The 21,755-nt window shown below is 59.9% G+C and carries 17 protein-coding genes, 1 tRNA gene and 1 pseudogene; 11 read left to right on the top strand and 8 right to left on the bottom strand.

The window, feature by feature from the left end; translation table 11 throughout:
* Window positions 1-158: 158 nt before the first annotated feature.
* Genes NKI88_RS28460 through NKI88_RS28450 form a run of 3 tightly spaced genes read left to right on the top strand, consistent with a single transcriptional unit; the run spans window position 159 to window position 4,993 of the window.
* Window positions 159-2,108 carry a PrkA family serine protein kinase gene (locus NKI88_RS28460; RefSeq protein ID WP_023686732.1) on the top strand — a complete coding sequence of 650 codons (1,950 nt, stop codon included), beginning with the start codon at window positions 159-161 and terminating at the stop codon, window positions 2,106-2,108.
* Window positions 2,109-2,125: 17 nt separating this feature from the next.
* Window positions 2,126-3,433, top strand: a complete 1,308-nt coding sequence (locus NKI88_RS28455) for a YeaH/YhbH family protein (protein ID WP_023685368.1) — start codon at window positions 2,126-2,128, stop codon at window positions 3,431-3,433.
* A gap of 9 nt (window positions 3,434-3,442) precedes the next feature.
* Window positions 3,443-4,993, top strand: coding sequence for a SpoVR family protein (locus tag NKI88_RS28450; RefSeq protein WP_352658751.1), 1,551 nt, complete (start codon window positions 3,443-3,445; stop codon window positions 4,991-4,993).
* A gap of 41 nt (window positions 4,994-5,034) precedes the next feature.
* Here NKI88_RS28450 and NKI88_RS28445 read toward each other — a convergent pair whose 3' ends face one another.
* From NKI88_RS28445 to NKI88_RS28435, 3 genes are read right to left on the bottom strand one after another with little or no spacing between them, the layout of a single operon-like run.
* Window positions 5,035-5,931, bottom strand: a complete 897-nt coding sequence (locus NKI88_RS28445; protein ID WP_352537005.1) for an HlyC/CorC family transporter — start codon at window positions 5,929-5,931, stop codon at window positions 5,035-5,037.
* Entirely contained in the window at window positions 5,928-7,061 is a 1,134-nt protein-coding gene (aroB, locus tag NKI88_RS28440) for a 3-dehydroquinate synthase (protein ID WP_352658749.1), read from the bottom strand. The genes NKI88_RS28445 and aroB overlap by 4 nt, the downstream gene beginning before the upstream one ends.
* Window positions 7,058-7,669: a shikimate kinase gene (locus tag NKI88_RS28435; protein WP_023670667.1), complete on the bottom strand. Its 612-nt coding sequence runs from the start codon at window positions 7,667-7,669 to the stop codon at window positions 7,058-7,060. Before NKI88_RS28435 ends, aroB begins: the two co-directional genes overlap by 4 nt.
* A gap of 172 nt (window positions 7,670-7,841) precedes the next feature.
* On the opposite strand from NKI88_RS28435, the gene NKI88_RS28430 reads away from it, so the two are divergent.
* The 5 genes from NKI88_RS28430 (at window position 7,842) to NKI88_RS28410 (ending at window position 11,804) form a co-directional block, all read left to right on the top strand.
* Window positions 7,842-7,994, top strand: coding sequence for a hypothetical protein (locus NKI88_RS28430; protein WP_023670666.1), 153 nt, complete (start codon window positions 7,842-7,844; stop codon window positions 7,992-7,994).
* Window positions 7,995-8,015: 21 nt separating this feature from the next.
* Window positions 8,016-8,927, top strand: coding sequence for a site-specific tyrosine recombinase XerD (locus NKI88_RS28425; protein WP_352658747.1), 912 nt, complete (start codon window positions 8,016-8,018; stop codon window positions 8,925-8,927).
* A gap of 88 nt (window positions 8,928-9,015) precedes the next feature.
* Window positions 9,016-9,966 carry an acetyl-CoA carboxylase carboxyltransferase subunit alpha gene (locus tag NKI88_RS28420; protein WP_023685389.1) on the top strand — a complete coding sequence of 317 codons (951 nt, stop codon included), beginning with the start codon at window positions 9,016-9,018 and terminating at the stop codon, window positions 9,964-9,966.
* 234 nt (window positions 9,967-10,200) lie between these two features.
* Window positions 10,201-11,496, top strand: coding sequence for a L,D-transpeptidase family protein (locus NKI88_RS28415; protein WP_023751683.1), 1,296 nt, complete (start codon window positions 10,201-10,203; stop codon window positions 11,494-11,496).
* A 59-nt stretch (window positions 11,497-11,555) separates the two neighbouring features.
* Window positions 11,556-11,804: a sulfurtransferase TusA family protein gene (locus NKI88_RS28410; protein WP_027050749.1), complete on the top strand. Its 249-nt coding sequence runs from the start codon at window positions 11,556-11,558 to the stop codon at window positions 11,802-11,804.
* A gap of 12 nt (window positions 11,805-11,816) precedes the next feature.
* Here the strand turns inward: NKI88_RS28410 and NKI88_RS28405 are convergent, their stop codons facing one another.
* Window positions 11,817-12,920, bottom strand: a complete 1,104-nt coding sequence (locus NKI88_RS28405) for a CobW family GTP-binding protein (RefSeq protein ID WP_352658745.1) — start codon at window positions 12,918-12,920, stop codon at window positions 11,817-11,819.
* Between the two features lie 3 nt (window positions 12,921-12,923).
* Complete coding sequence (locus NKI88_RS28400; protein WP_023699101.1) at window positions 12,924-14,102, bottom strand: D-alanyl-D-alanine carboxypeptidase family protein; 1,179 nt, start codon at window positions 14,100-14,102, stop codon at window positions 12,924-12,926.
* 233 nt (window positions 14,103-14,335) lie between these two features.
* Here NKI88_RS28400 and NKI88_RS28395 point away from each other — a divergent pair, with 233 nt between their 5' ends.
* Together NKI88_RS28395 and NKI88_RS28390 are read left to right on the top strand one after the other, a co-directional pair.
* Window positions 14,336-15,499: a M20 aminoacylase family protein gene (locus tag NKI88_RS28395; protein WP_023818459.1), complete on the top strand. Its 1,164-nt coding sequence runs from the start codon at window positions 14,336-14,338 to the stop codon at window positions 15,497-15,499.
* Between the two features lie 107 nt (window positions 15,500-15,606).
* Window positions 15,607-15,683: transfer RNA gene (locus NKI88_RS28390), tRNA-Arg, on the top strand.
* Window positions 15,684-15,923: 240 nt separating this feature from the next.
* On the opposite strand, the gene NKI88_RS28385 is transcribed toward NKI88_RS28390, so the two are convergent.
* From NKI88_RS28385 to NKI88_RS28375, 3 genes and pseudogenes are all read right to left on the bottom strand, one after another.
* A complete protein-coding gene (locus NKI88_RS28385) occupies window positions 15,924-18,008 on the bottom strand; it encodes a recombinase family protein (protein ID WP_352658743.1) in 2,085 nt (694 codons plus the stop codon).
* Window positions 18,005-18,901, bottom strand: a complete 897-nt coding sequence (locus tag NKI88_RS28380) for a hypothetical protein (RefSeq protein ID WP_352658741.1) — start codon at window positions 18,899-18,901, stop codon at window positions 18,005-18,007. The genes NKI88_RS28385 and NKI88_RS28380 overlap by 4 nt, the downstream gene beginning before the upstream one ends.
* A gap of 195 nt (window positions 18,902-19,096) precedes the next feature.
* Window positions 19,097-19,279 (bottom strand): annotated as a pseudogene (locus NKI88_RS28375) (helix-turn-helix domain-containing protein); the annotation flags it as partial.
* A gap of 1,432 nt (window positions 19,280-20,711) precedes the next feature.
* Between NKI88_RS28375 and NKI88_RS28370 the strand changes: the two are divergent.
* A partial coding sequence (locus NKI88_RS28370; RefSeq protein ID WP_352658739.1) for a calcium-binding protein occupies window positions 20,712-21,755 on the top strand: 1,044 nt, incomplete at its 3' end.

Genomic DNA, 21,755 nt, shown 5'->3' with positions numbered 1-21,755 from the left:
GGGCAACCCACCATTCCAGCCACTCCGAATGTTTCCTCCCAAGCCTTCTACCCGGATTGCAGCCACTCTCCTTCATGTGAAGGGAACCAACAATGCTTTCCGACAGTTGAAGGTGATGAGGCGATTGGAATCCAGATCGGCTCCGAGGGCAGAACATCATGCGTGCAACCCAATCCGACGTCTTCGATCTTTTTTCGGAAATTTATGCCAATGCGGCGGACGAAGAGGTCAGCATCCAACAGTATCTTCTTGCCTGTCGGGAAGACAAATCGATGTACGCTTCGGCGCCCGAAAGGATGGTCGACGCAATCGGCGAACCAAAACTGGTTGACACCAGCAAAGACGAGCGCCTCGGCCGCATTTTCGCGAATCGGACCCTCAAGATCTACCCTCATTTTTCTGACTTCTATGGAATGGAGGATACGATCGAGCGCATAGCTGGATATTTCCGCTATGCCTCGCAGGGGCTCGAAGAACGCAAGCAGATCCTCTATCTCCTCGGCCCGGTCGGCGGCGGCAAATCCTCTCTGGCCGAGCGCCTGAAGAAACTGATGGAGCAGCGCCCGATCTACACGCTGAAGGTCGGCAACCAGATCAGCCCGGTTTTCGAGTCGCCGCTTGGGCTGTTCCATCCCGATCACATGGGTGATCTGCTAGAGGATAAATACGGCATAGCCCGGCGCCGGCTGAACGGATTGATTTCGCCATGGGCGGCCAAGCGCCTCGACGAATTGTCTGGCGACATTTCCAAATTCAGCGTCGTCAAGCTGATGCCGTCGCGGCTGCGCCAGATCGGCATTGCCAAGACCGAACCTGGCGATGAGAACAATCAGGATGTCTCGGCCCTGGTCGGCAAGGTCGACATCAGGCAATTGGAAAATTTTAGCCAGTCCGACCCCGATGCCTATTCCTATAGCGGTGGCCTGAACCGGACCACGCAAGGTCTGCTTGAATTCGTCGAGATGTTCAAGGCACCCATCAAGGTTCTGCATCCGCTGCTGACCGCGACACAGGAAGGCAGCTACAACGGCACTGAAAATTTCGGCGCCTTTCCCTACCAGGGGATCATCGTCGCCCATTCCAACGAGTCGGAATGGCAACAGTTCAAGAGCAACAAGAACAACGAGGCGTTTCTCGATCGCATCCTGGTGGTCAAGGTACCCTATTGCCTGCGGATCACCGAAGAGAGGCAGATCTATGAGAAATTGCTGCGTGAGAGCGAGTTGGCCGCCAGCCCCTGTGCCCCTGAAGTTTTGGACATCCTCAGCCGCTTTGCAGTTTCGACGCGCTTAGCCGAGCACGACAACTCGCCGCTCTACACCAAGATGCGCGCCTATGACGGCGAAAATCTGAAGGAAGTCGATCCCAGGGCAAAGTCGGTCCAAGAATATCGCGACGCCGCCGGCGTCGATGAAGGCATGACGGGCGTCAGCACGCGCTTTGCCTTTAAGATCCTTTCGCAGACATTCAACTTCGATAATGAGGAGGTGGCCGCCGATCCTGTGCATCTGATGTACATTCTGGAGGAGGCGATCAAGCGGGAGCAGTTCCCGAAGGAAACGGAAGCGGCCTATCTTGAATTCATCAAGTCGGAGCTTGCGGCGCGCTACGCCGAGTTCATCGGCCACGAAATCCAGAAGGCCTATCTGGAGTCCTATAGCGAATACGGCCAGAACCTCTTCGACCGCTACATCGCCTATGCGGATGCCTGGATTGAGGACCAGGACTACAAGGACCCCGACACCGGCCAGATCCTCAACCGGGAGATCCTGGACAACGAACTTTCGCAGGTCGAGAAACCGGCAGGCATCGCCAATCCCAAGGACTTCCGTAACGAGGTGGTGAAGTTCACTCTGCGCGCTCGCGCAAGAAACCACGGCCGCAACCCGTCATGGACCAGCTATGAAAAACTGCGCGAGGTCATCGAGAAGCGGATGTTCGGACAGGTCGAGGACCTCTTGCCGGTGATCAGCTTCGGCTCCAAGCAAGACAGCGTTACGGAAAAGCGCCATAACGAATTCGTACAGCGCATGATCGAGCGTGGCTACACAGAACGGCAGGTACGCCGGCTGGTGGACTGGTACATGCGGGTGAACAAGGCGGGTTGACAGAGCCGGATGGTTCCATGCCGATCTTCATCGACCGTCGCCTGAACCCCAAGGACAAGAGCCTTGGCAATCGACAGCGCTTCCTCAGGCGTGCTCGCGAGGAGTTGAAGCGGAGCATTCGCGATCAAATCCGCACTGGCAGGATCGCCGACGTGGATACCGAGCACGCCGTGCCCATGCCTGAAAGGAAAACGGCCGAGCCGAGCTTCAACGATGACAGGGCCAGCGGACGGCGCCGACACATCCTCCCGGGCAACAGGCATTTTTCCCCTGGAGACCTGCTCCCGAAGCCGCATGGGGGCGGCGCGGCGTCGTCGCCAGGAAACACGGCGTCGGAAGACGATTTTCGTTTCGTGCTGTCACGCGAGGAGGTGCTCGAACTCTTTTTTGAGGATCTCGAACTGCCCGACCTGGTTAAGCTCAATCTCAAGGAAATCCTTGCCTTCAAGCCGCGCCGGGCCGGCTTCGCGGCAACCGGTTCCCCGACCAACATCAATGCCGGCCGCACCATGCGCAACAGCCTAGGCCGGCGCATTGCGCTGAGGCGCCCCACGCAGCAGGAACTGGAGGCGATCCTCCGGGAAATCGTCACGCTTGAGTCGGCCCCGGCCGGCGCGGCGGTGCGCCAGCGCATCGCGGAATTACGCGACGAGCTTGACCGGCTGGAGCGACGGCGCAGGCGAATTGCCTTTGTCGATCCGGTCGATATCCGATTCAACCGCTTCGACGCCCGGCCGGTGCCGAATGCCAATGCCGTCATGTTCTGCCTTATGGACGTGTCCGGATCGATGGGCCAACGCGAAAAGGACTTGGCCAAACGCTTCTTCGTGCTGCTGCACCTGTTCTTGAAACGGCGCTACGAACGCACGGAGATCGTCTTCATCCGCCATACCCATGAGGCGCACGAAGTGGATGAGGACACGTTCTTCTACAACACGCAGAGCGGCGGTACGATCGTCTCCACCGCGCTCGACGAAATGCACCGCATTATCGGCCAGCGCTATCCTGCCAGCGAGTGGAACATTTACGCCGCGCAGGCCTCTGACGGGGACAATTTCACCACCGATTCCGAGCGATGCATAGAGCTCATGAACGGCAAGCTCATGCGCCTGTGCCAGTATTTTGCCTATGTCGAGATCATCGACGAACGCGAGAGCCACATATTCGGTGCTACCGAAAACGGGACGTCGCTTTGGCGCGCCTACAGTACGATCGAGCTGAAATGGCCCAACTTCCAGATGAGCCGCATCGCTGCTCCCGCGGATATTTACCCGGTCTTCCACCGGCTCTTCGCCAGGCAGCCGGTGGCCATCAAGAGCGCTTGAGAGAGAGAGATGGTCAGGCGAGCCAACGAAACGAATTTGTTGTTTTCCGGTTCCGACTGGAATTTCGAGAAATTATCGCGGGCTTTTGAAGAGATCGAGGCGATCGCGGTCGACGAGTTGCATCTCGATACTTACCCGGTCCAGATGGAGATAATCTCCTCCCAGCAGATGCTCGACGCCTACTCATCTATCGGCATGCCACTGATGTATCGGCATTGGTCGTTCGGCAAACATTTCCTTCACCAGGAGCTTCTTTACCGTAAGGGTGGTCGGGGGCTGGCCTATGAACTGGTCATCAACTCCAATCCCTGCATCGTCTACCTCATGGAGGAAAACACCATGGCGTTGCAGGCCCTTGTGACGGCCCACGCGGCGCTTGGCCACAATCATTTCTTCAAGAACAATCATCTGTTTCAGCAATGGACCGACGCCGGGGCAATCCTGGGTTATCTGGACTTCGCCAAGGGCTACATCGCCCGGTGCGAGGAGCGGCACGGCCTTGCGGCAGTGGAGGCCATTCTCGATTCCGCCCATGCGCTGATGGAACAAGGGGTGTTCCGCTACCACCGGCCGCCAAAGCTCTCGTCGGAGCGACAGCGCGAAGGGCTTCGCGAGCGCCTCGAATACGAAGAGCGCTCCTACAACGATCTGTGGCGCACGCTGCCGCCGTCGCAGAACAAAAACAAGTCCGGCAATGAGGATCAAGGGATGGCGGAGCGCAAGAGATCGCTCAACCTTCCCGAGGAAAACCTCCTTTATTTCCTCGAGAAGAACAGCCTGATCCTGGAACCCTGGCAGCGCGAGATCATCAGGATCGTCCGCGTCATCGCGCAATATTTCTACCCGCAGCGACAGACTCAAGTCATGAATGAAGGCTGCGCCACCTTCGTGCATTATACGCTCATGAACATGCTATTCGATCGCGGCCGGATCGGCGAAGGTGCCATGCTCGAAATCCTGCGCAACCATTCGAACGTGATCTTCCAGCCGGCCTTTGACGATCCCCGGTTTTCCGGCATCAATCCCTATGCCCTCGGCCTCGACATGATGCAGGACATACAGCGCATTTCGACCGAGCCGACGGCGGAGGACCGCGACTGGTTCCCGGACATTGCAGGACATGACAACTGGCGCGAGGTCCTGCTTGAGGCCTGGGCCAACCACCGCGACGAATCCTTTATCCGCCAGTACCTCAGCCCGAGCTTGATCCGAAAATGGCGGTTCTTCGTGCTTGGCGATGGAGCCGACCAACCGCATTTCGAAGTCGCCTCGATCCACAACGAACGTGGCTATCACAAGATACGGGCCGAGCTAGCCCACGGTTACGACCTTGGAGCGAATCGGCCGGACATCCAGGTGATTGATGTCGACCTGCTCGGCGACCGGCAGTTGCGACTGCAACACAGGGTAAAGGATGGTGTTGTGCTCGAAGGGGCCAGCCGTGACGCGACGCTGCGCCATGTCCGCAGCCTCTGGGGCTACGAGGTCAGCCTGGTCGCAGTTGACGCTCAAACCGGTGCGACCATCCACGAACGGTCTACGAGCCAGATCGCGGCATAAGCTCGGCAAAGAGCGTCATGTGGCGGGCCTGCTCGGTACCTTTAAGATTCGCCCGCCGGCCTGATCCTGATTCTGGCGATCCGGTTCTTGTCGCGCTTCATCACCACGAAGCGCTTGCCGTGGAAGGTGAAAGCCTGCTTTTCCTCGGGGATCGACTGCGTCTCGTGGATGACCAGGCCGGCAATGGTGGTCGCTTCCTCGTCAGGCAGGTTCCAGTCGAGCGCCCGGTTGAGATCGCGGATCGGCACGGTGCCGTCGACGACCACGGAACCGTCCGCCTCCTGCTTCACGCCCTGAATGTCTACATCGTGCTCGTCGGCGATCTCGCCAACGATCTCCTCGATAATGTCCTCCAGCGTCACCAGCCCTTCGACCTCGCCATATTCGTCGACGACGATAGCGAAATGCGCCTTGGCGCGCAGGAAGGCGTTGAGCTGTTCCTGCAGCGTGGTGGTGTCGGGCACGAACCAAGGCTTCGAAGCGATCTTCATCACGTCGATCCGGGAAAAGTCGTTGCCGACCTCGTTCAGCGCTCGCAGCAGGTCCTTGGCGTGCAGCACCCCGACAATGTTGTCGAGCGAGCCCTGCCACAACGGCATGCGGGTGTGCGGGCTCTGCAGAATCTCGCGCACCACCGCTTCCGGCCCATTGTCGGCATTGACCGAGCGCATATTGGTACGGTGGACCATGATGTCGGAGACTTCGAGTTCGGCGAGGTCGAACAGCCCGCCGACGCGGTCGCGGTCCTCACGCACCATTTGGCCGTCGCGGCGGAAATCGTCGACCGCGCCGCGCAACTCGTCCTGTGTCGAGCGCTGCGGCTCGATGCGCGACAGCTCATAGCCGAACATGGCAAGCAGGCGCGTGCGCACGGCCAGGACCAGCAGGATAAGGATGGCAAGGACGGCGACGACGGTCCAGCCGGGTTCGTTGATCATCGCCGCCGGCTTTCCTGGCCCGGATGGTTCTCCCTCAGGAACGAAAGCACTTCCGACGCCGGTACATCCTTGGCAATAAAAGCCTGGCCAACACCGCGCGTCAGGATGAATGTCAGCGCGCCGCGCGACACTTTCTTGTCCTGGGTGATGAAGCCAAGCAGCGCCTCGCCATCGGGCAACTCACCAGGGATGTCGGCCATCCGCCAGGGTAGACCGACGGCGCGAAGATGCGCCTCCACGCGCGCCGCGTCGTCCGGGCTGGCCAGATTGAGCCTTGCGGAAAAACGGTGCGCCAAGGCCATGCCGATGGCGACGCCTTCGCCATGGACGAGGCGGGCGCCGTCATACTGTGTGGCGCCTTCCAGCGCATGGCCGAATGTGTGGCCAAGATTGAGCAGTGCGCGGTCGCCGGTTTCGAACTCGTCGCGGGCGACGACATCGGCCTTGGCGCGGCACGCCTCGGCGATGGCCTCGGCCCGCTCCGGTCCGCCAGCGAACACCTTTTCCCAGTTCGCTTCCAGCCAGGCGAAAAACGCCGGTCGGTCGATCAACCCGTATTTGGCAAGCTCGGCATAGCCGGCGCGAAATTCGCGGATCGGCAGCGTGTCGAGCACTTCGGTATCGGCCAGCACCAGTTTCGGCTGGTGGAAGACACCGACCAGATTCTTGCCGCGCGGACTGTTGATGCCGGTTTTGCCACCGACCGAGGAATCGACCTGCGCCAGCAGCGAGGTTGGAATCTGGACGAAATTCATGCCGCGGCGCACGATGCCGGCGGCAAAGCCGGTCAGGTCGCCGATGACGCCACCGCCGAGCGCAATGACGACATCGCCGCGCTCCAGCTTGGCGGCGAGCACGCCGTCGACCACCTCTTCGAGATGGGCAAAGCTCTTGGTTTTTTCGCCGGCCGGCAAAGTGATGACGGCAGGCTGGATGCCGCCTGTTTCCAGACCGGCCTTCAGCGCGTCGAGATGTGCCGCCGCGACATTGTCGTCGGTGACCACCGCCGCCCTCGTGCCGGGCAGGCGGCGCGAAATCTCGGCGCCGGCGCGCGCCAAAAGGCCAGGGCCGATCAGGATGTCATAGGCACGCTCGCCAAGGCCGACCTCGACAGTGACCGGTTCGCTCACAGCCGCACCTCGCCTGGCGCAGTCGGAGCCGGAATGCCGAAATGCCCGCACAGCGCGTCGACAACCTCCGTCGCAATGACCTCCTTGCGGTCGTCGCGTGTCGGCACGGTGATGTTGGACGTGGCATAGACCGGGTAGCGCTCGCCCATCAGTCGCTCGAGCACGGCGCGCGGATCGGCGCTTTTGAGCAACGGCCGGTTCTGCTTCTTGGACACGCGTTCCATCAATAGGTCGATCTCGGCCTTCAGCCACACCGACACGCCATGACCGGCGATCGCTTCCCGCGTCTGCGCATTCATGAACGCGCCGCCGCCGGTCGACAGCACCTGCGGCCCACTCTCCAGCACGCGCAGGATGACGCGCTGCTCCAATGCCCGGAATTCGGTCTCGCCATAGCGTTCGAACAGTTCCGGCACCGTCATGCGCGACACGGTTTCGATCTCCTGGTCGCTGTCGACGAAGGGCAGCGACAGCATCGTCGCCACCTTGCGGCCGATCGCCGTCTTGCCGGCGCCCATCAGGCCGACAAAGACGATCGAGCGGCTGCCCAGCCTGTCGAGCAGCGCGGCATGGCTATCGCCGGGAGGATTTGCTGGTAACGCGTTCATGAGACCATGCTGTTTCTAAGCCGTCTTTGCCGGCGTATCGACATCAAAAGCCCGTTTGCGTCAAGCATAGCGCCTTTCGCACGCAGAGCCCTTCGTCCTTGAATTGACGGAATTAGCGTCCCATAAGGACACAGGGCTTGGAATCGCAGAGCAAGAAGACGGGCGAAGATTGATGCCGACACTGTTCCGCTTTGTCGTGACGATGATGATTCTTGCCGGCATTGCCTATGGTACGATGGTGGCGTTGGCGATGTTCGTCGAGCCGAAAAAAGCCGAAATCACCGTGCGCATTCCACCGGAAAAGCTGAACCCCAAGAAAAACTGACCCCAAACTGATCCCTGGAACATGAACAGCGCGGCTCGCATCGAAGCCTTTCTCGAGATGATGAGCGCCGAACGCGGTGCCGCTGCAAACACGCTGTCTTCCTACCGCCGTGATCTCGAAGACGCTTCGCAGCAGATTGCCGGCGGGCTTGCCGCTGCCGCCGCAGCCGACATCCGCGCCTATCTCGACGATATCGCGGCGCGCGGCTTTGCGTCGACGTCGCAGGCGCGCAAACTGTCGGCGATCCGCCAGTTCTTCAAGTTTCTCTACGCCGAGGGCTTGCGCGGCGACGACCCGACCGGCACGCTGGACAGTCCGAAAAAGGGCCGGCCGCTGCCCAAGACGATGAGCGAGGCCGATACCGGTCGGCTGCTCGACCGTGCGGCGCTTGAGACAGGCGATGGCGTCAATGGCGACCGGGTGGCGGCACTGCGCCTGCACGCTTTGGTCGAGGTGCTCTATGCCACCGGCCTGCGCGTCTCCGAACTTGTCGGCCTGCCGGTGACCGTCGCCCAGCGCGACGACCGCTTCTTCATGGTGCGCGGCAAGGGCGACAAGGAGCGCATGGTGCCGCTGTCGGCCAAGGCCGGCACGGCGATGCGGGCTTGGCTCACAGCCCGGGCCACGGTGCCGGCTTTCGCCGACAGCCCGTTTCTGTTCCCGGCCGCCGGCGACAGCGGCTTTCTCTCCCGGCAGGTCTTTGCCCGCGATCTCAAAGGCCTTGCCGCGCGGGCCGGCATATCGGCGGCGAAAATTTCGCCGCATGTGCTGCGCCATGCTTTCGCCAGCCATCTCCTGCAGAACGGCGCCGATCTCAGGGCGGTGCAGCAGCTGCTCGGCCACGCCGATATCTCGACCACGCAGATTTACACGCATGTGCTGGAAGAGCGGTTAGTGCGGCTGGTCAACGATCATCATCCGCTTGCCGACTAGGCCTCATATCGCTATGTGAGGGCAACGTGCCCGCGCGGAGCCTACATCTGCGCGATGTTTGCCTTCCGACGCATCGGTCCGCTCAAGAATGTACAATTACCTCGATTTCGAAAAGCCGGTGCAGGACCTTGAACTCAAGATCCTCGAGCTGAAGAAGCTTGCCGAGAATGGCGAGGCGGTCGACGTCGGCGACGAAATCAGCCGGCTCGAGAAGCGCGTGCGCGACGCGCTGCGCGACATCTACAAGGCGCTGACGCCGTGGCAGAAGGTGCAGGTCGCGCGCCACACCGACAGGCCGCATTGCCTCGACTACATCAAGGGTCTGTTCAGCGATTTCACGCCACTCGCCGGCGACCGCAATTTCGGCGAGGACCAGGCGATCATCGGCGGCTTCGCCCGCTTCCGCGGCGAACCGGTGGCCGTCATCGGTCAGGAAAAGGGCTCCGACACGGCGAGCCGGCTCAAGCACAATTTCGGCTCGGTGCGCCCTGAAGGCTACCGCAAGGCCGTGCGGCTGATGGAACTTGCCGACCGTTTCCAGATCCCACTTCTGACGCTGGTCGACACCGCCGGCGCCTACCCCGGCGTTGGCGCCGAGGAACGCGGCCAGGCTGAAGCCATCGCCCGCTCAACCTCGGCCTGCCTCGGCCTCAAAGTGCCATCGATTTCGGTTGTAATCGGCGAAGGCGGTTCGGGCGGCGCCATTGCGATCGCCACCGCCAACCGCGTCTACATGCTGGAACACGCCATCTATTCGGTGATCTCGCCGGAAGGCGCTGCCTCGATCCTGTGGCGCGACACGACGCGCTCGAAAGATGCGGCGACCAACATGAAGATCACCGCCCAGGACCTTCTGGAAATGAAGATCATCGACGCCATCATTGCCGAGCCGCTCGGCGGCGCCCAGCGCGCGCCCGAAACGGTGATCGCCGCCACCGGCGACCTGATCGCCAAGACGATGAAGGATTTTGCCGGCGCCAACACCGATTTTCGCGAACAGCGCCGCGAAAAATATCTTGCGATGGGCCGCAGCCTCTGATTTTGGCCGGCAGCGCACCGCAATGTGGCGTCAAGGAGCAATTTCGCCACAAAAATGCCGCCGCATTCGGCTCAATAAAAAATCCGTGACACCGGGCGAATTGCCGTGGGGGGCGCCGTCCGACGCTTGCGGTAAGGAATTTTCAAGGTTAACGGGCTTAGGGTCCGTCAGTGTTCAGCATGCAGGCCCGGGCGCTATCCGGCCGTGACGCGAGAAAAAGACATAGCCGTATCCATGTTTACCAAGCTTGCCCGCACTGGACTTCTGATCGCCGCGCTTGGCGTTGCCGGCTGCAACGATTCCTCGATGAAGAATTTTGCGCCGGAAGCCAGCAAGCCGCTGCCGGACAAGATCCTGGCCGACATGAAGGCCAAGGGCATGATCCGCACCTCGTCGGTGATGGCTCGCATCTTCAAGGAAGAAGGCAAGCTCGAAATCTGGAAGGCCAAGACCACCGGCCGCTACGAGATGGTCGCCAGCTACGACATCTGCAAATGGTCGGGCAAGCTCGGCCCGAAATACACCGAGGGCGACCGCCAGGCGCCGGAAGGTTTCTATACGGTCCGCCCGTCGCAGATGAATCCGCGCTCGAACTATCATCTGTCCTTCAACATCGGCTATCCCAACGCCTATGACCGTGCCAATGGCCGCACCGGCGCCAATCTGATGGTGCATGGCGCCTGCTCGTCGTCGGGCTGTTATTCGATGACCGACCCGCAGATCGAGCAGATCTACGCTTTTGGTCGCGATGCCTTCCAGGGCGGCCAGACCGAGTTCCAGATCCAGGCCTTCCCATTCCGCATGACCGCCGCCAACATGGCGCGCTACCGCAACGACCCGAACTATGAGTTCTGGAAGATGCTGAAGGTCGGTTACGACAATTTCGAGATCACCAAGGTGCCGCCGAAGGTCGATGTCTGCGACAAGCGCTATGTCTTCAACCAGGTGGCGCCCGAGGGCACGACATTCGATCCGACTGGCGCCTGCCCCGCGACCACGCAGCCGGATTCGCTGAAGAGCGCACTCAACGCCTATCAAAGCAGCTATGACGCGGCCTTCACCGGCGCGGTCAAGGCCAGTGTTCCGGCGCCCAAGCCGACCATTGCCGGCATCAAGGAAGCCAGCATCGTTTCCGACTGGTCGAAGCGCCGCGCCCGGGGCGAGCGCGTGCCGATCGAACCGCCGTCGCTGAATTCCGACGGCACGCTGACCGAGACGGCGCGCATGGGCCGCATCGATTCGCCCGCCGGCCGCAAGATGGCGGCGCTGGACGCAGAGAAGGAAGCCAAGCGCAAGGCCGAGGAACAGCGGGTTGCTGCCATTGAGGCAGCGAAGGCCGCCAAGGCCCAGGCACTGGCTGAAAAGCAAGCGGCAAAGGCCCAAGCGCTGGCCGAAAAGGAAGCAGCCAAGCAGGCCGCCCAGCAGCCGGTCGCCACTGCGAGCGTCGAGGCGGCGCCTGCAGAACCGCCGGCGGACGAAAGCCGGATGTCGAAGATCAAGAACAAGCTGCTAGGCATGTTCGGCGGCTGAGGTTTTCGCCTTGCCGATGCATGCCGCCCAAAAGTGCGCCGCGGTTTTGGGACAAAGACATGCATGAAGACAAACAAACAAATCACACCGCGATCTATGACCTCAAGGGCCTGAACTGCCCTCTGCCCGTTCTCAAGGCGAAAAAACGCTTGGCGGCGATGCAGCCGGGCAGCCGGCTCTGGCTGGAGACCACCGACCCGCTGGCGGTCATCGACATCCCCGCCTTTTGCGCCGACGCTGGTCACCAGCTTGTTGAAACGTCAGCCGTCAGCGGCGGCCACCGCTTCCTGGTCGAACGCGGCGCATAGCGAGCCTGACAATCAGCCCCCGGCTATCGCCAGCGGATTGCTCTCCAGCGCCGCGCGATCCGGCGTGTCGATCGACGGCCGGTTGGTGAAGGCGGAAAACAGCCGGCGCACATAATCTTCCGGCATGTCGAGCGTGATCAGCACCAGCCTGGTGCCGCGTTGGCCGTCCGGCCAGGCCAGCAGCCGCGCCGGCGGATGCAGGATCTTCTGCACCCCGTGGACGACAAGCGGCCGCGACGGGTCCTCCGCAAGCTCGATGACGCCCTTCATGCGCAAAAGCTTGTCGCCATGCGCCGAACGCAGCAGGTCGAGGAACATCTCAATCGCCGAAAACGGCACCGGGCCGTCATGGACCAGCGAGTAGGAGCGCACGCGGGAATCGTGGCGGTGGTGATGCTCATGCTCGCCGTGGTCATGATCATGATGATGATGGTGCTCATGGGCGGCTTCTTCGCCGAGCCAGCGCCGGACATCGGCGGATTTGGTCGCCGGATTGTAGAGGCCGCAATCGAACAGCGCCGCGACGCCGGTTCGGCCGTCGCCGGCGTCCAGCACCACGGCGCCTGGATTGAGCTGATGGAGTCGCGTTCGCAAAGCATTGACGTCGCCGGGATCGCTGGCCAGATCGACCTTGGTCAGCACGATGCGATCGGCGACCGCCACCTGCTTGACCGCCTCGACATGGCCGTCGAGCGTCGCATTGCCGTTGACCGCGTCGACCAGCGTGATGACGCCATCAAGTCGGAAGGCCTGCACAAGGGCGGGATGCGCCATGATCGACTGCAGCACCGGCGCCGGATCGGCGAGCCCGGTGGTTTCGACAACGACGCCGGCAAGGCGGGCGATACGGCCGGTCTGCAGCCGGTCGACGAGGTCAGCCAGCGTATCGACCAGTTCGCCGCGCACCGTGCAGCACAGACAGCCGTCGGACAACTGGATGATGCCGTCCGAGGCCTGCTCGACCAGCAGGTGGTCGATCGCCACCTCACCGAATTCGTTGATGATGACGGCCGTGTCGACCAGTGCCGGATCTTTGAGCAGCCGGTTGAGCAATGTCGTCTTGCCGGCGCCGAGGAAGCCGGTGACCACCGTGACGGGTATCGGAAAGCCAGCCATCGCCTAGTTCGCGGCTTTGACCAGCTGGTCGCCCTGCACCGCGGTGGCCTGGCCCACCACGGCCGGTTCGGCGCCCTTTGGCGCCGGAATGTCTGGCCGCCAGCTCGGCAGCGGCACATCGGCGTATTCCTGGCCGCCCTGGTCGAGCATCGCCTTCGGCGCCGGCCCGGTGGCGCCGCCGAGGCCGACTGCAACCAGCGTCGGCACGTGGTCGAGCTTTTCCTGATAGGGCGATTTCGGCACGTCGGCGCCCTTCGCGGCCACCGGCGGAGCCGCCTCGGACTGCTCGTGCGGCGCCTTCTTCCTGCAGATCTCATCATGCATGTCGTTGGGTGACATGGTATCGCCATAGGAAGGCATGGCCGCGACCGTGAGCCAGTTCGGGTCGGGCATGGCAAAGCCCTGGTCAAGCAGCCTGGCGGCGGTCTCGGCACGGCTGATCGCCGATTTTTCGCCGAGCACGACCGCGACCAGCGTGCGGCCATTGCGTGTCGCCGAGCCGATCATGTTGAAGCCCGAGGGACAGACGAACCCGGTTTTCATGCCGTCGGCGCCGGGATAGCGCCCGATCAAGAGATTGTAGTTGGAGATCGCCTTCTTGCCGACGGCAAGGCCTTCGATCGAGAACCAGGGGGCGTATTGCGGGAATTCCTTGCGGATCGCCATCACCAGCAGGGCAAGATCGCGCGCCGTCGTGTACTGCTCCGGCGAAAACAGGCCGTTCGGATTGACGAAATGCGTTCCGGTCATGCCAAGCCGCGCCGCCTCCGCATTCATGCGAACGGCGAATCCGGCCTGCGAGCCGCCTATGTTTTCGCCGATGGCCATGGCGATATCGTTGGCCGATTTGACCAGCATCATCTTCAACGCATTGTCGAGCCGCATCACCGAGCCCGGCTTGAAGCCCATCTTGCTCGGCGGCTCGCCCGCCGAATGCTTGGTCACCTTGATCGGTGAATCGAGCTGGACCTCGCCGGCGGCAATCGCCCGGAAGGTGACATAGGCGGTCATCAGCTTGCTCAGCGAAGCGGGATACCAGCGCTTGAAGGCGTCCTGGTGCTGCAGAACCTTGCCGCTGTTGAGGTCGAACAGGATCACCGGATTGGCCAAAGCTGGCCCAGCCAGCATGGGTAGCGCCAAGCCGCCCGTTAGCAGTAATTTGAGGATATGGCTGTGCCGCATCATGGAATCCGAAATCGCCTCTTGCCGTAGTCGCCCCTGGCTCCGTAAGATTTCGTTACGCGATGGCCAGCATGACCTGATCCGGCCCTCAATTTCCGGATCACATTGTCTGGGGTGCTATTTACCCTATGTGACGCCAAGATGGCAAAGTGCCAAGATGGCAACAAGCATGGCAATCACAATTGCAATCAAGCAGGCCAGATCGTCTGCTCCAACAGCGAGATGGAACCATTATGCCGATTCTCAACCGCGCCGCCGAGATGCAGGATGAAGTTGCCGGCTGGCGACGCCATCTGCACCAGACGCCAGAACTGAATTTCGATGTCTTCAAGACCGCCGCCTTCGTCACCGAGAAGCTGAAGGAATTCGGCTGCGACGACGTGGTGACGGGCCTCGGCAAGACCGGCGTCGTCGGCATCATCCATGGCCGCAAGGGGCAAGGCGCGACCATCGGCTTGCGCGCCGACATGGACGCGCTGCCGATCAACGAGATCACCGGCAAGCCCTATGCCTCGACCATTCCTGGCAAAATGCATGCCTGCGGCCATGACGGCCATACGGCGATGCTTTTGGGCGCCGCCAAATATCTGACCGAAACGCGCAATTTCGCCGGTTCGGTCGCGGTTATCTTCCAGCCGGCCGAAGAGGGCGGCGGCGGCGGCAACGAGATGGTCAAGGACGGCATGATGGAGCGTTTCGACATTTCGCGCGTCTTTGGCATGCACAACATGCCGGGCCTGCCGGTCGGCCAGTTCGCCATCCGGCCGGGTCCGATCATGGCGGCGACCGCCGAGTTCACCATCACCGTGAAGGGCCGCGGCGGCCATGCGGCGATGCCGCACGGCACGATCGACCCGATTGTCATCACCAGCCAGCTGGTCGGCGCCCTGCAGACGGTCGCTTCGCGCAGCACCGATCCGGTCGAGGCGGTGGTGGTTTCGGTGACGAAATTCCACGCCGGCGACGCCTATAACGTCATTCCCGAGACCGCCGAGATCGCCGGCACGGTGCGCACGCTAAAGAAAGAGATCGCCAAGAAATCGGAAGAGCGCATCCGCACCATCTGCGAAGGAATAGCCACCGCCTTCGGCGCGACGATCACCGTCGACTATGACGCCAACTATCCCGTGACCTTCAACAATCCGGAAGAAACGGTCTTTGCCGGCGATGTCGCGGCAAATGTCGCCGGCGACACCCAGGTCCACCGCGCCATCCAGCCGGTGATGGGCGGCGAAGACTTCTCCTACATGCTGGAAGCCCGCCCTGGCGCCTTCATCTTCATCGGCAATGGCGAGACCGCCGGCCTCCACCATCCGGCCTACGACTTCAACGACGAAGTCATCCCGCACGGCATGAGCTACTGGGTAAAACTGGCCGAAACGGCGCTCGCAGCCTGACATATGCCGCCGAAAGGCCGGCCGAATTGCCTTCGGCCGGCCTCTTCATTGCCTTCGGCGAGCCCTCTTGGCGAAACGATCGGAAGCGGCTATGTGTCGGGCCGCGTGGTCCCGTAGCTCAGTAGGATAGAGCGGCAGATTCCTAATCTGTAGGTCACAGGTTCGATTCCTGTCGGGATCACCATTCAGTCACTGTAGATATAGCCTATGTCGGATGGCTCGAAATTCGGTCGACTTATCCGAGAGTTAGCCGCAGCCTTCTCCGGACAGTCGGGCTGGGCTGCGCAATTCGTCTCTGTATCCGCCGAGTTTCCAACGCCCGTCTCTTTGTCCGGCTTTGCGTGCCCTATTGTTTTTGCAGTCGATGCAGAGAGATCGCTTGTGAGTCCCGGTGCAGCGGAAAACAGAGCGGGCATGGGTGTGACTAAAAGCCCAGAAGGGACTGCTGCTGGTTCCAATCAACCGGCAGATCGCCGAGCCGAGCCAGCCGCCTGGCGGTTAAGCTGACAGGTTGATTGCCCGCCAAGATGTCGTCCACGATCGCCGGAGACAGGAAGGCTAATGGCAATGCCTTGCTGAGGTCAGCGCGGTGGATGCCGGTAACTTTCGAGAGTTCCGAAATGCTTCGAGCCGATCCATTTGTGAGAGCCGACAACATCGAGTGCGACCTGGCCAGCAGATTGACAAGGCCCAGGTCAGGAACCTTTTCGCGCTTTGGCTGATCTCCAATGATCAAGCGAGCCTCATTTCCACGCCTTTGTATCTGGCATGCGACGGCAATTTTGTAAGTCTCTGCCGCGAAGACAGCTTGCTGGCAGTTTGTAGCATCGGATTTTCCTTCGCCCTGTGATTGCAAGATCACACCCACCAAAGCAGCAGGACTGATTGCAAACTCAATGGCCTCGGGCGCAAGCGTTATCCTCACGATCGCATTTTTGATGATCGATCTACGCTTTGACTTACATACTGGTGAGTCACTCAAGAGCCCATCCGCTTCGCTCACACCACTCGCGATCTTATCCTTTGATGCGTACTGCTCGATCCATTCAGCCAGTCGCGATTTGTCGTTGAGCAAAGCAATCAGCTGCTGATCGACGATTGCTTCCAGCTCATCAGCCGGAACTCTCCAGCCGGTGTCGTCCTTGCGCCGAGCGACCTTCAGCCGATTGGAGATGTAGTAGCGGTAGCGCTTGCCATGGTTGCTCGCATAGGCAGGGCTCAGCCGATCGCCGGTTTCGTCAAAGACGAGGCCTGTGAGTAGATGCAGATCCGCGGCATTCGATCGCGATCGGCGTTTCGGCCCTTGCTCCTTCAACAGTGCCTGAACCGAGGCAAACAATTCCGCGTGTATGATCGGCTGGTGAGCGCCTTCGTAGCAGGTGTCTTTGTGACGAGCCTGACCGATGTAAACTGGGTTTGAAAGCAGGTGATAGAGTCGCCCACGACTGACTGGGGATCGAAGCGGCGTGGATCCGTCCACCGTTTGGCTTTGATTGAGTTCATCGGCCATGGCCATTACCGACTTCAATTCCAGATAGCGCTGGAATATCGACCGGACGATTGTCGCTGCCGCTTCATGAACCATCAGCTTCTTATCAACTGCACGGTAGCCGAGCGGAACGGTACCGCCCATCCACATACCCTTCTTTCTGGATGCAGCGATCTTGTCGCGGATGCGGTCTGCGGTCACTTCCCGCTCGAACTGAGCGAATGAGAGGAGCACGTTGAGCGTCAGCCTGCCCATCGACGTCGTGGTGTTGAACTGCTGGGTGACAGAAACAAAAGACACACCGTGAGCATCGAAGGTCTCAACGATCTTGGAAAAGTCCATCAGCGATCGCGTGCCGATCAAACCGGCAATCTGACCCTGAGAGGCTTTGATGAGAGCCTCGGATTCAATCGGGTTCCTTACCAGCTTGGGCGCAAGATCGAACAGATGGAGATAGGCATCTATCGTGTTGGCCCAGATGAAAGGCGACGCGGTTTTCTTGGTCAGTATCGCCGACCCTGCGCCCGGGTTGCTCAAGCCATCGACCAGCGAGCTTCGCAAGTACCCCAACTGATTTTGCAAATCGATTCCGTCGAGCAGATTTGCGGATGCCTCAGGCGCCAATGCAACATCGAAAAAAGCCTCCCCGTTCAGCGAGGCATCGACTGAGCCAGATGTGCCGAATGAAGCGAATTCTCCCTGGCAGTCCCGGAGCGCATCAAAGCTGATGACTTGGTCGGCATATTTCTCGGCGCAGATCGCATAGGACTTCTTGACGGGATGACTCAGTAGCGCTGCCAATGCCTCTTCTGTGATCTTATGGTCATGCTTCACCCTGTCATCCAGCTTGCCGAGAAGACTGCCGAGTGTCGCCAGCTCCACATCCAACCGGTCGAACCGGCTGTTCATGTTGTTGTAGATGAGCTGCATTCCGGCTTCGACCCGATCGAACCGGTTGTTCATGGTCCCCGCGAGGTTCTGGATGTCGTTGTGCAGGCTGTCAAAACCCTGTTTGATCATCGAGGCAGTGGGTCCTCACCGAACGCACTGAACATAGAAATCATCGAGAGCGCGGCATTGGTGGCGCTGAGACCGGAAAGCAGTTGTTGACCGATCTTTTCCGCGTGGCTGATGTCGACAATGTTCTGAGCGATCGAAGACAATCCCTTTGTGGCGACGCTGACCTTATAGGCGGCCTCGGGATTATTGGCGAAGACGATCTTGCCCAGCATGTCGGTGAATTGAGCACCCGCCTCGATTTTGGCTTTCTGCTCACGGATTTTGTCGGCCTTGTCCGCGGCCCTCTGCTGCGTCTTCAGGATATTGATGAGTTCCGTGTTCGATGCGGCGATGGCGTTCATTTGAGACTTCAACGCGCCGATCGGACCCTCCGGATCCTCGATATCGACTTTGAGTCCCTTCAGCATCTGCACGATCTGGGTAACCTGATCGCGTGTATTCTGATCTTGAGCCTCGAGCTTGATCTCCTCGATCTTCGCATCTTTTTTGGTAAGGGCATCGATGATCTTCCGGTGCCATCGCTCGTTGCAGCCGACCATCGGCTTGATCTCGAAGTCTCCGACGATTGCGGCCAGTGGATCCTTCATCAGATCGCGGATCTGGAGCAATGGTGCCAAGCCGTTCTCGCTCATGCACTTGATGTGGTCGGGATCCTGATCGCGCAGGACGTAGAGACCCTCGTCGCTGGTCGCAACGCCGTGAGGGAAGAGATTTCCGATAAGTGCGGTGTTTTTCTTGTCAAGTTGAAAGCTGGGAATACCGCCGTAATATGGATTGAGTTTGTCCAAATCTTTGGCGCTCTTGATATGGACGAAGAGATCCTTCGCCTGCGCCGATCCGTCAGTGCTGAACGTCGATGCCGTAACGGCAATGCCGACGGCGAGTAACCCCATTCTCATGACACTTCCCCCCGGAGCGAAGCCACAACTGCGGCTTTCATAGCGTGATCCGCCGCCAACAATCGGTCAAGCCCGTCTCCGCGCTCCCATTGTGCGTAGCTGGACGGATCGAAAGAGGGTGGATCGGGGTGCCGCGATAAATGGTCTGGTCAATTCGGCCTTCACAACGAGGCAAACCACTTCCCGCGCTTCTTTGGATGCTAGGCCGGCTGCGCCTTTGCTGTTGTAGGCTTGGATCAGACGATGCACCTGGCTGCGACTGATACCGAGGAGTTCTGCAGCATGAACAACGCTCAGACGGTGCTCGCGGATCTTCTGAACGGCTTCGAGGCGATGGAGCTCATTGTCAGACAATGTCGTAAGAGAGATCATTTGCAACAATCCTCAAAGCGCTCGGCCTGTTGGTCCTTAAGCGCGGTTGAAGGAGTGTGTTGCGATGTCTCTTTCCTCTGAGGATTAGGGGCGATCTGCGATCGAGTTACGCGAAAAGTGTCGCGCTTCTAAATTGCCGGATTGTCGCATTATTAGCCGCTATAGATCGAAGTCGCAGAACATCATTTATGGAATATGCGGATCGATTCCGTCATTGGCTGGCTCACGATGTCAAATTCTTCGAGGCCGAAGCCTTCGTCGATCGGCTGAGGAATGGATGAATCACGGGTTGATGCTCTCGGCTAGATAGATCTAACCGCATCTCCAGCTGGAAGGCCAAAAACAAGCCGATGAATCTTCCAGATGCATATCGCCGTCTCGCTCCGATACTGCGTCGGATAGTCTGGCAAATGGCTGATCCAACCCAACCCGAAGTGCCTGCGGTAGCGCATGGGACGTATGGGAGCCTGAGGTCACCAAACTTGCGCCCTCGGCTATCGTTCTACTTTCTGGCGCGGCAGCCCCTGCCATTGCTCGATTTTAGGCCGTTAACCGTCCCTCCTTTTGGATGTTGACGCTTACTCTTCATTAGCGTTAAGAATGTGCTAATATAAGCATCGCCTAAGAAATCCTGGACCGGCAATCAGGAATCGGCGACGCCATAGGGCTAAGGGGAACGCAGCGCGGCCAGGAAAACTCGGCAGCTACCATCGTTAAGACAAGACCCGTCTGTGGACGGCCATGTTGATTCCATGGCTGATCGCGGGGTTGCGACGCCACCTGCGACTCCTCTGGATTGTGCGCTGACAATAGACGTCGGTCAAAACCAGCATGTTGGTCGTTCAAAACGTTTAAATGGAGAACAAGATAGCCGCCGACTGATGTACTAAAATAGATGATGGGGCATCTGTTTTTGTGCTGGTGTAAGAGTAACAAGGGGGTTGGGCTTAAATGGCTTCTTGTCAAAGCACAGACGCCAACGAAACTGCGACATCGTTTCCAAATACACCGCCGATGGGAGACGGGGCCTGCGGCTTTGTCGAAAATACAACCATCCTCATTTCCATGCCGTTGGCCGTTATTTTTCTCGATCCGTGCAACGATTTGGTCGGAATCGGACTTTGCCATATCGATGATGGGCTTCCTGCCTCGACCGATGCGAAGAGACCCGGGGGCGCCTATTGCGAAGTTTCAGCCGACATCAGGTATTCGGCGGACTCGCGAGCATGGGCGTTTGGCGTCGATACAAATGTCATTGGTCTGAACGCGAACTCATTGGTCCTGGCGCTCTCGCCCGGAATCTCGCCGTTTTTTGGCGAAGGCAACCTTGCTTGCACAGATTCGCATTTTTTGAGCGACCCCACCGCAAGTGGCAGGTCGTCGTCGGCAGTTCTTGACCGACAAGAACAACTAGCGAGATAGGGGACAGGACATGGCAACGACCATTGGCACAGGCAGCAACGACAATCTGGTCGGCGGCAGCTTAGACGACGTGCTATCGGGGGGTGCTGGAGACGATCGCCTGAATGGCGGGTCAGGCGCCGATACCCTTGACGGTGGCAGCGGTTTTGATGACCTTCTGGGCGGATCAGGCGCTGACCTTCTGATCTTCCGGGCCTACGAGAACCAGTACAAGCTTGGGAGCACCTACGTTGCGGGATCAGGCGGATTGCCTGGCACTCTCGCCGGCGGCACCGTCTACGACAACGGAGCTGCTCAGAGCGGCAGTTCTTTTGGCGGATACGACAACTACGATGGCGGAAACGGCTCGGCCAAGGGCGGAACGGGGGAGATAGACACCCTTAAGATCTACGTCAGTGTCCAACAAAGCAATGACGCCGCATTCATGCAGGCGCTGAACGACGAGATCAACTATTTCAATACTGTTTGGTATCCGGCTCACAGAAATCAGCAAACGCTGCAGGCGGATCAGTCATTTTACCAGTTCAAGAGCGTCAACCTGAAGGTCAGTGCCGTCGAGACGATCGCCCCTGTGACGGTCGACAACACCACAAATCATGGGCCGGTAAACACTGTCCCCCTTGGGACGCAGATCGCTACCGAGGACACGACAAAAGCGATCGGGGGAGTATCTGTCGCGGATTCCGACGGCGGGCTGCTAACGACGACGATCTCGGTTATTCACGGCACGCTTACGGTGACGTCCGGGCCAGGTGTCACCCAGAACGGGACGAATTCTGTCATCATTACGGGCACATCGGCGCAAATCAACACCGTGCTCTCTAGTCTGACGTATAAGGCAGTGCCGGACTATAATGGTGCGGACAACCTTACCATCGCGACTTCGGACGGGTTGGCGACCGACAGCGACACGGTCGCGATCACCGTTACTCCTGTGAACGACGCACCGGTGAATACGGTGCCGGCACTGCAGACGGTCGCCGAGGACACCAACCTTTCTGTCACCGGCCTGGCGATTGCCGACGTAGATGCTGGCAGCGCCACCAACATCACC

The organism is Mesorhizobium sp. M0317, from assembly GCF_040321555.1.
Classification (GTDB): domain Bacteria; phylum Pseudomonadota; class Alphaproteobacteria; order Rhizobiales; family Rhizobiaceae; genus Mesorhizobium.
The sequence above is the reverse complement of the archived record's forward strand: the minus strand, read 5'-3'. Positions and strand labels throughout refer to the sequence as shown.

Coding starts and splice junctions, on each gene's coding strand:
- NKI88_RS28460 (WP_023686732.1), top strand. CDS start 159: ATGCGTGCAACCCAATCCGACGTCTTCGATCTTTTTTCGGAAATTTAT.
- NKI88_RS28455 (WP_023685368.1), top strand. CDS start 2,126: ATGCCGATCTTCATCGACCGTCGCCTGAACCCCAAGGACAAGAGCCTT.
- NKI88_RS28450 (WP_352658751.1), top strand. CDS start 3,443: ATGGTCAGGCGAGCCAACGAAACGAATTTGTTGTTTTCCGGTTCCGAC.
- NKI88_RS28445 (WP_352537005.1), bottom strand. CDS start 5,931: ATGATCAACGAACCCGGCTGGACCGTCGTCGCCGTCCTTGCCATCCTT.
- NKI88_RS28435 (WP_023670667.1), bottom strand. CDS start 7,669: ATGAACGCGTTACCAGCAAATCCTCCCGGCGATAGCCATGCCGCGCTG.
- NKI88_RS28430 (WP_023670666.1), top strand. CDS start 7,842: ATGCCGACACTGTTCCGCTTTGTCGTGACGATGATGATTCTTGCCGGC.
- NKI88_RS28425 (WP_352658747.1), top strand. CDS start 8,016: ATGAACAGCGCGGCTCGCATCGAAGCCTTTCTCGAGATGATGAGCGCC.
- NKI88_RS28420 (WP_023685389.1), top strand. CDS start 9,016: ATGTACAATTACCTCGATTTCGAAAAGCCGGTGCAGGACCTTGAACTC.
- NKI88_RS28415 (WP_023751683.1), top strand. CDS start 10,201: ATGTTTACCAAGCTTGCCCGCACTGGACTTCTGATCGCCGCGCTTGGC.
- NKI88_RS28410 (WP_027050749.1), top strand. CDS start 11,556: ATGCATGAAGACAAACAAACAAATCACACCGCGATCTATGACCTCAAG.
- NKI88_RS28405 (WP_352658745.1), bottom strand. CDS start 12,920: ATGGCTGGCTTTCCGATACCCGTCACGGTGGTCACCGGCTTCCTCGGC.
- NKI88_RS28400 (WP_023699101.1), bottom strand. CDS start 14,102: ATGCGGCACAGCCATATCCTCAAATTACTGCTAACGGGCGGCTTGGCG.
- NKI88_RS28395 (WP_023818459.1), top strand. CDS start 14,336: ATGCCGATTCTCAACCGCGCCGCCGAGATGCAGGATGAAGTTGCCGGC.
- NKI88_RS28385 (WP_352658743.1), bottom strand. CDS start 18,008: ATGATCAAACAGGGTTTTGACAGCCTGCACAACGACATCCAGAACCTC.
- NKI88_RS28380 (WP_352658741.1), bottom strand. CDS start 18,901: ATGGGGTTACTCGCCGTCGGCATTGCCGTTACGGCATCGACGTTCAGC.